This is a genomic window from Bacillus sp. L381 (genome assembly GCF_030284525.1).
Taxonomy (GTDB): Bacteria; Bacillota; Bacilli; order Bacillales; family Bacillaceae; genus Bacillus; species Bacillus amyloliquefaciens.
The window spans coordinates 3,647,967-3,663,696 of record NZ_CP127224.1 but is presented as its reverse complement, the minus strand read 5'-3'; the positions used below and the strand labels follow the sequence as shown (position 1 = coordinate 3,663,696).

Genomic DNA, 15,730 nt, shown 5'->3' with positions numbered 1-15,730 from the left:
TATAAAAAGTAAATATAAGACAGAAAGCAGGAAAACCATGAAACGCATCATCATGTGCATGTGCCTTTTGGCTGCCGTGTTTACGCTTGCCGCCTGCTCGGGCCATGAGGCAAGTGCCGAACAGAGCATTCCGAAGGCGGAAGGGCACCACGAAAAAAAGTCCGTACAGCCGCAAATAAAAAAAGAGCCGGATACGTCGGAATGGGTTAAAACGAAAGGAACGGCGAGACTGCCGATTCTGATGTACCACAGCATTTCAGAGGGGAACAGCCTGCGTGTGCCGAAGGAAGAATTCCGGCAGCATATGAAATGGCTTCATGATCACGGCTATTATACGATGACTCCGGAAGAAGCCTATCTGATGCTGACGGAGGATAGAGAGCCGCGTGAAAAATGCGTTCTGATCACATTTGATGACGGCTATACCGACAATGTAAAAGAGGCGTATCCGATTTTAAAGAAATATAAGATGAAAGCAACCATCTTTATGATCGGAAATTTTATCGGACATAAAAATCATCTGACTGAGAAGCAGATGAAGGAGATGGCCGCACACGGCATTTCCATTCAGAGCCATACGATGAACCATCTTGAGTTGAACGGACTCACACCAGAGCAGCAGCGCCGTGAAATGGCGGATTCCAAGCATTTATTTGATCGAATGTTCGGGCAGCGGACGTCTGTGCTCAGCTATCCTGTCGGACGGTATAATAAGGAAACATTAAAAGCCGCCGCTGCATCAGGCTACCGTATGGCGGTCACGACGGAGCCGGGTGCGGCATCAAGAGATCAGGGGCTTTACGCGCTTCACCGAGTACGTGTGTCGCCTGGCATGTCCGGCGCGGCATTCGGCTCTTATATTCAAAATGTGATGAACTGACAGAGCCTCCGCATATAGCGGAGGCTTTTTTCCGTTTAATAGAATTGATGAAGCAATAGAAGGGTGACGCTCACGGTAATCGCCCCGCCGATTCTGGTGGACACTTGGGCAAACGGCATAAGCTCAAGCCGTTCAGCAGCGCTTAAGATCGCGACATCGCCGGTGCCGCCCTGTCCGGAATGGCAGGCGTTAATAATCGCCGTCTCAATCGGGTACAGGTTCAGCCATTTTCCGGTCAGGAAACCGACGGCCATCATCGTGACGACGATAGATAAAATAGTAATGATGTTGCTGATAGTAAACGCCGCAATGAGCTTGTCCCATGGTGTCATTGAAACGCCGATCGCAAATAAGAGCGGATAGGTCACGGCTGTCGAGAAAAAACGCGAGACGCCGAAGGCTCCGTTTTCAATCGAGGCCGGCGCCAGCCTGAACAGCTTAATAAGCACGGCAAGGACGAGCATCACGACAGGAGCCGGAAGCTGAAAGAAATCATGCGCCAGCATGCCGACCAAATATAAGGAAACCGCTAAAATGCCTCCGGAAGCGAAAAAGGACAAATCAAACGTTTTGTCACTGGCCGGCTGTTCCAATGCAGGAGCGTTCTGATCAGACTTATCAACCTTCCCGTTGCCCGTCCATTCCGGTTTGCGTTTCCCGATGACATTCAGCAGACCCGATAACATAATGGCGCACAGGCTTCCGAGCATGATGGACGGCAGCACAAGCGCAAAGGCGTCTCCCTGGGACATCGGCATAATATCGGAGTAGCCGATGGATAAAGGAATCGCGCCTTCACCGACACCTCCAGCCATAATCGGGACGACAATATAAAGCAGCGTGTGCTGAAAGCCGAGGCCGAGCAGGGTCCCGACGCATAAGCCGACGATGGCGGCTGCGATCGAGCCGGCGATAAGCGGAATAAAAATCTTGACGAAAGCCTTAACGAGCGTCTCTCTTTTCATCCCGAGAATACTGCCGACGACGATACCGGCAATAAATAGATAGAGAAAGTTAGAGCTTTCCGTGAATTCTGTTGTTGAAGTAATAATGTCTTTCGGAAGCAGGTGGTAGTAGACGACTGCGGACGGAATAAAGGTTGCGAGGATCGCAGGGCCGCCGATGGAACGCACGATCGGAATGGATTTTCCGATCTGGCCGAAGGTAAATCCGAAAAAACTCATGACGGCAATCGATGTCAGGATGTCGCTTTTTACATCGCGGCTCATGACAAACACCGTAATGAGCAAGAACAGCAGGATATAGATAGGAAGTGGAATAATGCCGATTCTTATATTCATTGCTCTGGCAAACCAGTTATCAGTCCGTTCCTGTTTTTGGATTGATTCCGTTTGCAAATTTGGTTGAAGTTCTCCCATGATTGTTCCCCCAGTCGTTATGTAGTGAAAAAATCCCCCATTTAAAGTATACTAAAAAATTTAAATTGTTCATATATTATGAATTTACTAGTGGGTATACTTTTTCTTCGTTTTCTTTCTCAAAAAGGCGATCTGACGGCCTTTTTCATTGCATAAAGCATTTTATTCGCCACACGAATAAAAAAGAGGTACGATATAAAAGGGACAAATATCCTAGATGCTGACATAAATTCTTTATAAATTCGACAATAATCGGTCACAATTTCAGCCTATTTTTAGGTATATTGATCTTTTTTTTTAGGCCGAATCGTTGTAAAGTAATGATATTGAATCATTTCTATGACAGCCGCTGCCCCCAGGGTGTACAGGCTGATAATTCATTAGTTTTGACAAACTTGTGAAACGTTGAGCAAATATATCAATCTTTGTGAAATAGCGAGCATTGATTTTGTTGTGTTTGTGAAATGTTGAGCAATTTACCAGATTGGAGGAAAAACATCATGAGTGAGTTGGTTTTAGCCCGCATTCAATTTGCATCTACAACATTGTTTCACTTCTTGTTTGTGCCTATGTCTATCGGGCTTGTGTTTATGGTTGCTTTGATGGAGACGCTTTATGTTGTCAAAAAACAAGAGACCTATCTCAAAATGGCTAAATTTTGGGGGCATCTCTTTTTAATTAACTTCGCTGTCGGCGTCGTCACAGGGATTCTTCAGGAATTTCAGTTCGGCTTGAACTGGTCTGATTATTCCCGCTTTGTCGGAGACGTATTTGGAGCTCCGCTTGCGGTTGAAGCGCTTTTGGCGTTTTTTATGGAGTCTATTTTTATCGGATTATGGATTTTCGGCTGGGACCGTTTATCTAAAAAAGTGCATTTGCTCTGCATTTGGCTTGTATCCTTCGGAACGATTATGTCATCTTTCTGGATTTTGACGGCAAACTCATTCATGCAGGAGCCGGTCGGCTTTACGATTAAAAATGGCCGCGCGGAAATGAGTGATTTCGGGGCGCTTTTGACAAACCCTCAGCTTTGGGTCGAATTCCCTCACGTCATTTTCGGAGCGCTTGCAACGGGTGCTTTCTTTGTCGCCGGTGTCAGCGCGTTTAAATTATTGAAGAAAAAAGAAGTGCCTTTCTTCCATAAATCGTTCAAGCTTTCGATGATTGTCGGCCTGATCGCCGGTATCGGCGTTGCGTTCAGCGGACATATGCAGGCTGAGCATTTAATGGAATCGCAGCCGATGAAAATGGCTGCCAGTGAAGCGCTTTGGGATGACAGCGGTGATCCTGCCGCGTGGACGGCTTTTGCGAACATTGATACGAATAAAGAAAAAAACACATCTGAAATTTCAATTCCTTACGCACTGAGCTACTTGGCTTATCAGAAGTTCAGCGGCAGTGTTAAAGGGATGAAAACACTTCAAAAAGAATACGAAAAAACGTACGGAAAAGACGACTATATCCCGCCTGTTAAAACGACGTTCTGGAGTTTCCGCATTATGGCGGGAGCGGGCGCGCTTATGATTTTTGCCGCGATTGCCGGTTTTATTCTGAACCGCCGCAAAAAGCTTCATACGAGCAAGTGGTACTTACGCGGTATGGTCGCGCTGATCGCATTCCCATTCATTGCGAACTCTGCCGGATGGATTATGACTGAAATCGGCCGCCAGCCGTGGACGGTCATGGGGCAAATGACGACCGCACAATCCGTTTCGCCTAACGTAACGACGGGATCTCTGCTGTTTTCAATTATCGGCTTCGGCGTCATGTACTTGATTTTAGGCACGCTGCTTGTCTTCCTATTCGTTCGTGAAATTAAAAAAGGTGCGGACCATGATGATCACAAGGATGTTCCTGTATCAACAGATCCGTTCAGTCAGGAGGTCTACCATGGGGTCACTTCATGATCTTTGGTTTATACTCGTTTCGGTTTTGTTTGTCGGATTTTTCTTTTTAGAAGGTTTTGATTTCGGTGTCGGCATTTCGACCCGATTTCTTGGCCATAATGAATTAGAACGCAGAGTGCTGATTAACACCATCGGCCCGTTCTGGGATGCGAATGAGGTATGGCTGCTGACAGGGACGGGAGCGATTTTCGCGGCATTCCCGAACTGGTATGCGACGATGCTGAGCGGATATTACATTCCGTTTATCATCATCCTTCTTGCCTTGATGGGCCGCGGTGTGGCATTTGAATTCCGCGGGAAAGTGAATCATTTGAAATGGGTCAAAACATGGGACTGGGTGGTTTTCTTCGGCAGCCTTATCCCGCCGTTTGTATTCGGCCTTATTTTCACAAGCATGTTCCGCGGCATGCCGATTGACGGCCATATGAATATGCATGCTGGATTTTCAGATATTGTGAACGTGTATTCCGTTCTTGGCGGAGCCGCGGTCACCCTTCTTTCATTCCTGCACGGTTTAATGTTTATTACACTGCGCACGATCGGTGATTTACAGGAGCGTGCGAGAAAAATGGCAAAACGCGTAATTGGTGTTATCTTTCTTGTTGTACTTGCTTTCTTTGCGATGTCTGCATACGACACGGATATGTTTACACGCCGGGCAAACATCACGATCCCCGTGTTCGTGCTGATTGTCATCTGCAACTTGCTTGCCGTTCTGTTTATGAGCAAGAAAAAAGACGGCTGGGCATTCGGTATGACCGGTGCGGGACTTGCGTTAACAGTCGCGATGATTTTCATCTCATTGTTCCCGCGCGTCATGGTCAGCTCGCTGAAAAGCGCGTATGACTTAACAGTAGCTAACGCGTCTTCCGGTGATTATTCACTTAAGGTCATGACAATTGCCGCACTGACTCTGCTGCCGTTTGTCATCGGCAGTCAAATCTGGAGCTACTATGTCTTCCGGAAACGCGTCAGCCATAAGGAGCCTATGACTTATTAATGGGAAAAGACCTGTTTCTTTATAAAGGAATGAAGCGGATTCTTGCGATCATTACGGGATTAACGATTATACAAACGGCCGCCATTATCTTGCAGGCGGAATGGCTGAGCCAGGCGGTAACCGGGTTATTTAACGGGAAGCGGATTGCTTCTCTTTATCCGGTTATCGGCTTTTTCCTGCTTGCGTTTTTGGTCCGGCATGCGGTGACAGCGGTTCGGCAGAAAATCGTGTACCAATATGCCGCTCAAACCGGCGCGGACTTAAGAAAAAGATTTCTTGAGCAATTGTTCCGTCTCGGACCCCGCTTTGCGAAAAAAGAGGGGACGGGCCGGATGGTAACGCTGGCGATGGAAGGCATCAGCCAGTTCCGCCGCTATTTAGAGCTGTTTCTGCCGAAAATGGTCAGCATGGCGATTGTGCCGGCAGCCGTTGTCATTTACGTGTTTTTTCAGGATAAAACATCGGCTTTGATTTTGATTCTGGCGCTTCCGATTTTGATTGTATTTATGATTCTGCTCGGGCTTGTCGCGCAGAAAAAAGCCGATCGCCAATGGAAGTCCTATCAGGCGCTTTCCAATCATTTCGTGGATTCGCTCCGCGGACTGGAGACATTGCGGTTTTTAGGTTTAAGCAAATCACACAGCAAAAATATCTTTCATGTCAGTGAGAGATACCGTAAGGCGACGATGAGCACGCTTCGGGTCGCGTTTTTATCATCATTCGCCCTTGATTTCTTTACGATGCTGTCGGTGGCGACAGTTGCGGTGTTTCTCGGCTTACGGCTGATAGACGGGCATATTCTTCTCGGTCCGGCATTGACCGCGCTGATTCTCGCCCCTGAATATTTTCTCCCGGTCCGCGAGGTGGGAAATGACTACCACGCGACATTAAACGGGCAGGAGGCTGGAAAAACGATTCAAGCGATTTTGGCGCAGCCCGGTTTTAAAGAAGAAAAGCCGCTCGAACTTGATACGTGGACTGACGGGGACGAATTACAGCTTACGCGTTTGTCCGTCCGTGAATCGATGTCTGAATTTAATCTGGCCTTTAAAGGGAAGAAGAAAATCGGGATTATCGGTGAAAGCGGTGCGGGAAAATCGACACTTATTGATGTGCTGGGCGGCTTTTTAGAGCCTGCGTCCGGTGAGATCAAGGTAAACTGTGAATCCCGCTCACATCTGCAGTCGGACAGCTGGCAGAAGCAGCTGCTTTATATTCCGCAGCATCCGTATATTTTTGATGACACGCTTTTGAATAATATCCGGTTTTATCATCCTGATGCTTCCCGTGAGGAAACGGCGCGCGCCGCCGCTTCGGCGGGTCTTTCCGACCTGATCCGTGATCTGCCCGGCGGCCTTGACGGCCGGATCGGAGAAGGCGGACGGGCGCTCAGCGGAGGGCAGGCTCAGCGTGTCGCGCTGGCCAGAGCCTTCCTGGGGAACCGGCCGATTCTCCTTTTGGATGAGCCGACCGCTCACCTTGATATTGAAACAGAATATGAAATAAAAGAAACGATGAAAGACCTGTTTGAAAACAAGCTTGTCTTTCTGGCCACTCACCGTCTTCACTGGATGCTTGAGATGGACGAAATTATCGTGCTTGATCACGGCGCGGTGGCGGAAATCGGCACCCATGACGAATTGATGGCAAAACAAGGCGTATACGCCAAACTTGTAAAGGCGCAACTGGGGGAAAGAACATGAGGAAAGAAGAATGGATTCTGCCGTATATTAAGCAAAATGCCCGTTTGTTTGTTCTTGTGATTTTTTTAGGCGCAGTGACGATTTTTTCGGCGGCCTTTCTCATGTTCACTTCCGGTTTTTTGATCTCAAAGTCGGCGACAAGGCCTGAGAATATCCTGCTCGTATACGTTCCGATTGTGGCCGTGCGCACCTTCGGGATTGCCCGTTCAGTGTCCCGATATGCTGAGCGTCTGACGGGGCACCATATCATTTTGAAAATCGTGTCTGACATGCGGGTGCGGCTTTACAATATGCTGGAGCCGGCCTCGCTCATGCTCTCCTCCCGTTTCAGGACGGGCGACATGCTCGGCATTTTGGCTGAGGATATTGAGCATTTGCAGGATGCGTTTTTGAAAACGATTTTCCCGGCGGTTTCCGCTTTGCTGCTGTATGCGGCATCCGTTATCGGGCTCGGCTTCTTTTCCTGGCCGTTTGCCGCTTTTGCGGCGATTTACCTGTTTGTATTGGTTGTATTATTTCCGGTTGTATCGCTTCTAGTGACGAGAGCGAAAAACATGAGGCTGAAAAGCGGCCGGAATACGCTCTACAGCCGGCTGACAGATGCCGTGCTCGGCGTGAGCGACTGGATGTTTTCGGGACGTCAGGCCGCCTTTATCTCCTCTTATGAAGAGAAAGAAAAGGCATGGTTTGACCTTGAGAGCAAACGTCAGCGCTTTACGAGACTGCGTGACCTCGCTGCGCAATGTCTTGTCGGCGGTTTCATATTGATCATGCTGTTCTGGACGGCGGGTCAGTATGCGGACGGCAGCATCGCCAACACGATGATCGCGGCCTTTGTGCTCGTCGTATTTCCATTGACGGAGGCTTTTCTGCCCCTTTCGGATGCGCTGACGGAAGTGCCTTCTTATCAGGATTCCATCAGCAGAATGAGTAAGGCGGCTCCGGAGCTGCGGGGGCGTGAGGTAAAGCAGTCAGGTGAGAAACTGGATGTAACTGATGTGACACTGACATTTGATAACGTGACATTTTCTTATGATCAGCACAGTCATGTGCTTGACCGTTTTTCCTTCACTCTCCGCCAAGGTGAAAAAATGGCGCTGCTCGGCAGGAGCGGCTCCGGTAAGTCGACCTCTCTCGCTTTAATTGAGGGCGCCTTACTTCCCGATTCGGGCAAAGTGACGCTGAACGGGCTGGAAACTGCGGCCGTACAGGATCAGATTTCCTCAGCGGTAGCCGTTTTGAATCAGAAGCCTCATCTCTTTAATACGAGCATTATGAACAATATCCGTCTCGGAAACGGCAAGGCGAGTGATGAAGATGTCAGGCGTGCGGCGCGGCAAGTGAAGCTGCACGATTATATTGAATCACTGCCTGACGGGTATGAAACGTCCGTGCAGGAGACGGGGATTCGTTTCTCCGGCGGGGAACGGCAGCGGATCGCGCTTGCCCGTATTCTGCTTCAGGATACGGCGGTCATTATCCTTGATGAACCGACGGTCGGCCTTGATGCGGTCACCGAACGTGACTTGCTTGAGACCATTTTTGACGTCTTTAAAGAGAAAACGATTCTCTGGATCACACACCACTTAGCAGGTGTGGAAACAGCTGATAAAATCGTCTTTTTAGAAAATGGAAAAGCAGAAATGGAAGGAACCCATCAAGAGCTACTTGCAGAAAACGAACGGTACCGGAAGCTTTACCGTCTTGACGTTCCGATCAGAACATAAACAGCCGCAAATGAGCGGCTGTTTTTTTGTGCGGTTTAAAACCGCTCCTGATTTGGAATATAAATAGGAGACAGAAGAGGAGGTACAGAGATGAATATATTGGATTGGACGGAACAGGATGTGAAAGACACACTGCCGAAACGGGACGCAGACAGCCATAAAGGAACGTTCGGGACGGCGTTATTGCTGGCAGGGAGCGATGACATGCCGGGAGCCGCCCTTCTGGCCGGATTGGGCGCGATGAGAAGCGGTGTCGGCAAGCTTGTCATCGGTACATCGGCAAGCGTCATCCCGCTCATCGTCCCGGTGCTGCCGGAAGCGACGTACTGGCGTGACGGCTGGAAAAAAGCCGCGGACGGCCAGCCTGAAGAAACCATCCGGGCCGCAGCCATCGGGCCGGGACTCCCGCAAACGGATGAAGTGCAGCAGGCGGCTGACCAGCTGCTTTCTGCCGATTATCCCGTCATACTGGACGCGGGCGCCATTACGAAAAGAACCTATCCAAAGAGGGAAGCCCCGGTGATCTTGACGCCTCATCCCGGCGAATTTTCCAGAATGACAGGCCTTCCGATTCAAGAGATTCAGCAGAACAGAGCCGCATATGCCGCGGAGTGGGCTGAGCGGCTTCATGTCACGATTGTCCTGAAAGGAAACGAAACCATTATCGCTTTTCCCGATGGGGAGTGCCGCAGGAATACAACCGGAAACGGCGCGCTGGCAAAAGGCGGGACCGGCGACACGCTGACGGGGATGATCCTCGGTATGCTGTGCTGTCATCAAGACCCGAAGCATGCCGTATTGAACGCCGTCCGCCTTCACGGCGCCTGTGCGGAATTATGGACGAAAGAGCGCTCCGCCCACACCTTATTGGCGCACGAACTTTCTGAACTGCTGCCGCGGGTGTGGAAACAGTATGAATAAAGAAGAGGCGTCTTCATATGGAAGGCGCCTCTTTTTGTTTCAACCTTGATTTCATCAGGACATAATACAGCAGCGACGGCACGGCCAGGCCGACGATCCAGGCAATGTCGCCTCCGCCGAATATTTCTGCGAGCGGTCCGATGTAAAAGGATGTATTGATGAACGGGATTTCTAATATTATCGACAAAACGAAGGCGGCTGCTGTAATCCAGTTGATCCTGCCGTATTGCCCGTTTACGTCAAACATCGATTTGATGTGGTATTTTCCGCGGCGGATAAAATAGTAATCCACGAGGTTGATCGCCGTCCATGGAATTAAGAAATAACTGATGAAAAAGATGAAATTTAAAAACAGTTCCATGAAGTTGCTTTGTCCCAAGAGACTTAACACAGTACCCGCTGCCGTGACACAAAGGATCATCACCACTCTTGTTTTCGGCGTCACCTTCAGTTTCAAAAACGGCTCCAAGGTGGTCGTGGTTGACATAAAGGCTCCGTATAAATTAAAGACGTTAATCGCCATTTGCCCGAACAAGACGATGATAAGCATAATAAAGGAAAACGGACCGAACAATCGGACAATCTCATTTCCTGCATTAGCGGTAAATTCCGGGAGCGCCGTCGTCAAAATGGCGCCGAGAAGCATCATCCAGATGGAACTGACTGATGTGCCTGCATAGCTGTACCAGAAAGTATGCGATGCCGGTGTTTTAACCGGCAGATAGCGGGAGTAATCTGCCACATATGGCGCGTATGCCAGCTGCCATGTCGCCACCGCGCTGACCGCCACTAAGAAAACAGGCAGATCTAATGAGCCGGGCACCCAGCTTCCTGAGGGAATCGGCAGTTGAAAAATGAGAATCGTTGCAGCAAAAAAAACGGCAAAGGAGGTCCAAGAGAGGATTTTCTGCATTTTGTGAATCAGATCATGACCGTAAATCGTGAGTAAAAAACAGATGGCGCTTAAGCCGATAATACACCATGAAGCCGGAATCGGGACATAGCTGCTCAGTGTGCCGGCTGCGAGAATCGTACTGCTCGCAAAGAAGCCAAGATAAATAAACATGACCAAAAAGAGGGGCAGTATCGCTCCGATCACGCCGAATTGCGCGCGGCTTTGAATCATTTGCGGAATGCCGAGCTGAGGTCCTTGTGCGGAATGAGACGCCATAAAAATTGCGCCGATAAAGGTTCCGATAATAATGGCGGCGATACTCCAAAAGAGATCGAGTCCCATTGTGACGGGCAGTGTGCCGGTGACTAACGTCGTGATATGCATATTCGCCCCGAACCAAACGGGAAACAAATCTTTGGCCTTTCCGTGTCTTTCATGATGCGGAATATGTTCAATCGTTCGCCTTTCTACTTTCAATAGATAATCTCCTCCGTATGTTCTTCTTTAACATAAAGTCATAGCTTAACAGAATGACTTGCCGTTTACAAATTCCAGTAAAAGTTTTTTTGAAAACCAAACTGATACCTGCCGCAAAAACGTTTTTGGCAGGGTTTAAAAGGTATGGATAGGTTTAAAGGCTAATATGTATCAAAGAGAAATGTGTCAATTCTTTGACGAATGGAATCATTTTTCGTTAAGCTTTAAGAATAGTTTACTTTGTGTAAATTTCATTATTGAAAAGGGGATTGATGATATGTGTACAAGTCTTACATTGAAAACGGCAGACGGTAACCACTTATTGGCGCGAACGATGGATTTTGCTTTTCAGCTCGGCACGGACGTCATGCTTTACCCTCGTCAGTACAGCTGGAAAAGTGAAGCTGACGGCAGGCTGCATAAGACGAAATACGCATTTATCGGCATGGGGAGAAATCTCGGCAATATTCTGTTTGCCGACGGCGTGAATGAAAAGGGACTGTCGTGTGCGACGCTGTATTTCCCGGGCTTTGCGGGATACGAGAAAGCGGAACGGGAGGGCACCTCTCACATCGCTCCTCATGAGTTTGTCACATGGACCTTATCAAACTGTGAATCTATTGAAGATGTAAAGGAAAAGCTTGGTTCATTGACGATTGTAGAGAAGAAATTAATGTTATTGGATACGGTCCTGCCCCTTCATTGGATTTTATCAGACCGCACGGGCGGCTGCATTGTGATCGAGCCGACACCCGAAGGAATGAAAGTCTATGACAACAAACCCGGAGTGATGACCAACAGCCCTGAATTTCCTTGGCATGTGACCAATCTGCGCCATTATATCGGAATCAGGCCGCAGCAGTCAGAAAGCAAGACATTGGGCGGAATGACATTAACCGCATTCGGGCAAGGCTCAGGAACGATCGGGCTTCCCGGTGATTACACGCCGCCATCCCGATTCATCAGAGCCGCTTATCTGAAAGAGCATTTGGAGCCTGCAGCCCATGAAACGGAAGGGGTTACGGCAGCTTTTCACGTGCTGTCCAATGTGAATATTCCAAAAGGCGCGGTGATCACCGAGGAGAATGAAATTGATTATACGCAGTATACGTCGGTCATGTGCTGTGACACGGGGAGCTATTACTTTCATCTGTACGACAACCGGCAGATTCATAAAGTAAGTTTATTCCATGAAGATCTTGACCGTCCGGAGCCGAAAGTATTTGCGGCTGTGGCGGAGCAGAATATACAGGAGCTCAATTAGCTCAAAAAAAAACAGGACGCTGCTGTCCTGTTTTTTTTGTTTAATACGGATCTGACGGATGGCTTTCCTGTTCAGCCTGCTTTGCGGCCTGTGCCGTATCCGTTGTGCCGATCGGCCCGCCGCTGTTGTTTTCGGAGGCTTTTTTCAGTCCTTCCGCAACACGTTTTCCGTAGTCCGGATCTGCTTTTGTGAAGTTCTCAATCATTTGATCCTGAATTTCTTTTCGGCAAGAAGACAGCGTATTGACCAAGTTTGTAATCAATTCGTTCCGTTCAAATTCGGAAAAACGGCGGTACGTTTCTCCGGCCTGGCCGAAGTTATTCGTCCGGTCGATCGCTTCCCGCTTCACGTCGCCTTCGACATGAGGCCTATGGTCTTTCCCATCCTGCTTCGCTTCTTTCAGTCCGCCCATAATGGACGGCTCATAGTTGACGTGCGGGTTTTGTCCTTCTGCCCGATCGACCCGATACTGCATTTGTCCGCCTTCCTGGTTGGTGGCGACATGCTTTTTCGGCGAATTGATCGGAAGCTGCAGGTAATTTGCGCCGACGCGGTACCGCTGGGTATCTGAATAGGCGAATGTCCGCCCCTGAAGCAATTTATCATCTGAAAAATCAAGGCCGTCCACAAGCACGCCCGTTCCGAATGATGCTTGTTCCACCTCGGCGTGGTAGTTTTCAGGGTTTTTGTTCAGAACCAATTTACCGATCGGCTTCCAAGGGAAATCGTCTTTATACCACAGCTTGGTCGGGTCAAGCGGATCAAAATCCAGCTCGGGATGCTCGTCATCAGTCATGATTTGCGCATACACTTCCCATTCAGGGAAATCACCTTTTTCAATCGCTTCATACAAATCCTGTGTCGCATGGTTGAAGTTTTTCCCCTGAATCTCTTCCGCTTCCTTCTGTGTCAGGTTGCGGATGCCCTGTTTCGGTTCAAAGTGATATTTGACGAGCACGGCTTTTCCTTCTTCATTGACCCATCTGTACGCGTGTACCCCTGAGCCCTGCATCTGCCGGTAGTTGGCCGGAATGCCCCACGGTGAGAACAAGAAAGTGATCATATGAGTCGCTTCCGGTGATTGGGAAATAAAATCGAATATCCGCTCGCCGTCCTGAATGTTCGTAACGGGATCAGGCTGAAATGCGTGAACAAGATCCGGGAACTTCAGCGGATCACGGATAAAAAAGATTTTCAGGTTATTGCCGACCAGATCCCAGTTTCCGTCTTCCGTATAAAGCTTAACGGCAAACCCCCGTGGGTCACGCAATGTTTCCGGTGAATGTTTTCCGTGATTGACAGTTGAAAAGCGCACAAACGCCGGTGTCTTCGTTCCTTTCTTTTGGAACACCTTCGCTCTTGTGTATTTCGAAATTTCCTCGTCTCCAAAACTTCCGTATGCCTCGAAGTATCCGTGTGCGCCGGCGCCTCGCGCGTGAACGACACGCTCCGGAATCCGTTCGCGGTCAAAGTGGCTGATTTTCTCCAAAAAATCATAATTCTCCAATGTTGTCGGCCCTCTGTTGCCGACTGTCCTGACATTCTGATTGTCAGTGACCGGATGGCCCTGCCGGTTTGTCAGCGTGTCTTCTGACTCGCCTTTACCGGTCGTCTTACTGGAAAGCGTCTCATCGCTGTTTTTGTTATTTTCCATTGTTGAACCCTCCTTATTGAACGGTAACAATATGCCCAGCAGAGCCGTTTTTTAAAACCGGTTTTCAAAAGAAGCGGTTATTCCGCAATCGGCGTCAAGGTTCCGCCATTCCACATTTCGCCCTTGTTCAAAGGCTTTGCGCGCCTTGAGTGGCTGCCGGGCTTACAAGTTTTACGTTTCGGTTTTTTCCTATCAGGAGAGCCATAACAGCCACAAATAAAGTCCGGTCAGCGTTATAAATAACGTCGGAATGGTTAATATCAGACCTGTTTTGAAATACATTCCCCAGGAAATTTTCACGTTTTTCCGGCTCAGTACATGAAGCCATAACAATGTCGCCAGCGACCCGATCGGCGTGATTTTCGGTCCGAGATCCGAACCGATAACATTCGCGTAAATCAGCGCTTCTTTCATCAGCCCGTGAGTGTCCGTTCCGCTGATGGCTATGGCGTCAATCATCACCGTCGGCAGATTATTCATAACGGATGACAGGATCGCAGCGATAAAACCCATTCCGAGTGTCCCCGCAAACAGCCCGTGATCCGCCGCTTTCTGTATAACCTGAGAAAGAAGATCCGTCAGTCCGGCATTCCGCAAGCCGTACACGACAACATACATGCCGACAGAAAAAAACACGATGGCCCACGGGGCGTCCTTGATGACCTGTTTTGCCGGGACGGCGGGGCTTCGCTGGGCCAGAATGAGAAAAATGACCGCGATGGAGCCGGCCACGAAGGAAACGGGTATCGACAGCAGTTCGCTGACGAAATATCCGATCAGCAAAACGGCCAGCACAACCCATGATAACCGGAAGAGGCGCTGATCCTTAATTGCGGATGACGGATGTTTGACAAGGCCGGTGTCATACCGTTTCGGAATGTTTTTTCTGAAATAGAGATACAGCACCAAAATGCTTGCCGACAAAGAAAAAAGGTTGGGCACCAGCATACGTGATGCATATTCGATATATCCGATATGAAAGTAATCCGCCGAGACGATATTGACCAAATTGCTTACAACGAGCGGAAGCGAGGTGGTGTCCGCGATGAATCCTCCGGCGATAATAAACGGAAAAACCAGCTTTTCAGGTAAATCCAAAGCCCGCACCATCGCCAGTACGATCGGCGTCAAAATGAGCGCCGCTCCATCATTGGCAAACAAGGCGGAGACAACCGCTCCTAAGCCCGACACATAGAGAAACATCCGCAGCCCGCTGCCTTTGGCCGCCATGGCCATATGCAGCGCAGCCCATTCAAAAAACCCGATGCTGTCAAGAATCAATGAAATGATAATAATGGCGATAAAGGCAAGTGTCGCATTCCAGACGATCCCCGTCACTTCCGCAATATCATGAAGGCTGACTGCTCCCGCGATCAAAGCGAGGACCGCTCCGCCGCAGGCAGACCAGCCGATGGATAGATGTTTCGGCTGCCATATGACAAATACAAGTGTCAGCACAAAAATCAGCGCTGATAAAACCGCAATTCCCAAGTATATATCCTCCTTACCGGCATGAAACAGTGACTTCTTTTTGCCGCAGTGTTTGTAAAACGCCGTCCTTCTCATCTATCTGCCGCAGAATCGAGCGGACCAGCGCGTATTCCGGACCGGACGGATGAATGGCATAGTACCGCCACTGGCCCTCCCGCCTTTCCTGCACAAGCCCGGCGTTCTTTAATTTCCGCAAGTGCTGGCTGATGCCGGGCTGGCTCATATCAAAAATGGCCGTCAGCTCGCAGACACAGTATTCCTTATCCGCCAGAAGCTTCATCATCAAAAGCCTCGTCGGATCGCTGAGAAGCTTGAGGCATTGACTGACCTCTTCGGAACTTAAGGCGTTTTGCTGCCGTTCCATGCGCTCACTCCTTTTTTACATCATTATATAAGCATTCGCTTATATAAGTAAACAATAATATAAAAAAA

General features: G+C 49.1%; 12 protein-coding genes. 7 read left to right on the top strand and 5 right to left on the bottom strand.

Features of this window, described 5'->3' with window-relative positions; genetic code table 11:
- Window positions 1-37 precede the first annotated feature (37 nt).
- Window positions 38-880, top strand: coding sequence for a polysaccharide deacetylase family protein (locus tag QRX25_RS18795; protein ID WP_212099827.1), 843 nt, complete (start codon window positions 38-40; stop codon window positions 878-880).
- A 35-nt stretch (window positions 881-915) separates the two neighbouring features.
- On the opposite strand, the gene cimH is transcribed toward QRX25_RS18795, so the two are convergent.
- Window positions 916-2,259, bottom strand: coding sequence for a citrate/malate transporter CimH (gene cimH, locus QRX25_RS18790; RefSeq protein WP_115996504.1), 1,344 nt, complete (start codon window positions 2,257-2,259; stop codon window positions 916-918).
- Between the two features lie 500 nt (window positions 2,260-2,759).
- Here cimH and QRX25_RS18785 point away from each other — a divergent pair, with 500 nt between their 5' ends.
- The 5 genes from QRX25_RS18785 to QRX25_RS18765 all read left to right on the top strand — a co-directional run bounded on the left by QRX25_RS18785 (window position 2,760) and on the right by QRX25_RS18765 (window position 9,517).
- Window positions 2,760-4,166: a cytochrome ubiquinol oxidase subunit I gene (locus QRX25_RS18785; protein WP_212099824.1), complete on the top strand. Its 1,407-nt coding sequence runs from the start codon at window positions 2,760-2,762 to the stop codon at window positions 4,164-4,166.
- Window positions 4,150-5,166, top strand: a complete 1,017-nt coding sequence (gene cydB / locus QRX25_RS18780) for a cytochrome d ubiquinol oxidase subunit II (protein ID WP_115996508.1) — start codon at window positions 4,150-4,152, stop codon at window positions 5,164-5,166. The genes QRX25_RS18785 and cydB overlap by 17 nt, the downstream gene beginning before the upstream one ends.
- A complete protein-coding gene (gene cydD, locus QRX25_RS18775) occupies window positions 5,166-6,869 on the top strand; it encodes a thiol reductant ABC exporter subunit CydD (protein ID WP_115996510.1) in 1,704 nt (567 codons plus the stop codon). Before cydB ends, cydD begins: the two co-directional genes overlap by 1 nt.
- Window positions 6,866-8,596, top strand: a complete 1,731-nt coding sequence (gene cydC / locus QRX25_RS18770; protein WP_212099821.1) for a thiol reductant ABC exporter subunit CydC — start codon at window positions 6,866-6,868, stop codon at window positions 8,594-8,596. The genes cydD and cydC overlap by 4 nt, the downstream gene beginning before the upstream one ends.
- 90 nt (window positions 8,597-8,686) lie before the next feature.
- Window positions 8,687-9,517, top strand: a complete 831-nt coding sequence (locus tag QRX25_RS18765; RefSeq protein WP_212099818.1) for an NAD(P)H-hydrate dehydratase — start codon at window positions 8,687-8,689, stop codon at window positions 9,515-9,517.
- 13 nt (window positions 9,518-9,530) lie between these two features.
- Here QRX25_RS18765 and QRX25_RS18760 read toward each other — a convergent pair whose 3' ends face one another.
- Window positions 9,531-10,889 (bottom strand): purine-cytosine permease family protein, encoded by a 1,359-nt coding sequence (locus tag QRX25_RS18760; protein ID WP_065982671.1) that lies wholly within the window; start codon window positions 10,887-10,889, stop codon window positions 9,531-9,533.
- 277 nt (window positions 10,890-11,166) lie between these two features.
- On the opposite strand from QRX25_RS18760, the gene yxeI reads away from it, so the two are divergent.
- On the top strand, window positions 11,167-12,153 hold the full coding sequence (gene yxeI / locus QRX25_RS18755; RefSeq protein WP_065982670.1) for a penicillin V amidase: 987 nt from the start codon (window positions 11,167-11,169) through the stop codon (window positions 12,151-12,153).
- A gap of 40 nt (window positions 12,154-12,193) precedes the next feature.
- Here the strand turns inward: yxeI and katX are convergent, their stop codons facing one another.
- The 3 genes from katX to QRX25_RS18740 form a co-directional block, all read right to left on the bottom strand.
- On the bottom strand, window positions 12,194-13,807 hold the full coding sequence (gene katX, locus QRX25_RS18750) for a catalase KatX (protein ID WP_115996519.1): 1,614 nt from the start codon (window positions 13,805-13,807) through the stop codon (window positions 12,194-12,196).
- A 192-nt stretch (window positions 13,808-13,999) separates the two neighbouring features.
- A complete protein-coding gene (locus QRX25_RS18745; protein WP_115996521.1) occupies window positions 14,000-15,298 on the bottom strand; it encodes an arsenic transporter in 1,299 nt (432 codons plus the stop codon).
- Window positions 15,299-15,311: 13 nt separating this feature from the next.
- Complete coding sequence (locus QRX25_RS18740) at window positions 15,312-15,662, bottom strand: ArsR/SmtB family transcription factor (protein WP_115996523.1); 351 nt, start codon at window positions 15,660-15,662, stop codon at window positions 15,312-15,314.
- Window positions 15,663-15,730: the final 68 nt, after the last annotated feature.

Excerpts from the sequence above, each read along its gene's own strand:
- katX (WP_115996519.1), bottom strand. The coding sequence starts at position 13,807 with ATGGAAAATAACAAAAACAGCGATGAGACGCTTTCCAGTAAGACGACC.
- cydB (WP_115996508.1), top strand. The coding sequence starts at position 4,150 with ATGGGGTCACTTCATGATCTTTGGTTTATACTCGTTTCGGTTTTGTTT.
- cimH (WP_115996504.1), bottom strand. The coding sequence starts at position 2,259 with ATGGGAGAACTTCAACCAAATTTGCAAACGGAATCAATCCAAAAACAG.
- QRX25_RS18740 (WP_115996523.1), bottom strand. The coding sequence starts at position 15,662 with ATGGAACGGCAGCAAAACGCCTTAAGTTCCGAAGAGGTCAGTCAATGC.
- QRX25_RS18765 (WP_212099818.1), top strand. The coding sequence starts at position 8,687 with ATGAATATATTGGATTGGACGGAACAGGATGTGAAAGACACACTGCCG.
- QRX25_RS18795 (WP_212099827.1), top strand. The coding sequence starts at position 38 with ATGAAACGCATCATCATGTGCATGTGCCTTTTGGCTGCCGTGTTTACG.
- yxeI (WP_065982670.1), top strand. The coding sequence starts at position 11,167 with ATGTGTACAAGTCTTACATTGAAAACGGCAGACGGTAACCACTTATTG.
- cydC (WP_212099821.1), top strand. The coding sequence starts at position 6,866 with ATGAGGAAAGAAGAATGGATTCTGCCGTATATTAAGCAAAATGCCCGT.
- cydD (WP_115996510.1), top strand. The coding sequence starts at position 5,166 with ATGGGAAAAGACCTGTTTCTTTATAAAGGAATGAAGCGGATTCTTGCG.
- QRX25_RS18785 (WP_212099824.1), top strand. The coding sequence starts at position 2,760 with ATGAGTGAGTTGGTTTTAGCCCGCATTCAATTTGCATCTACAACATTG.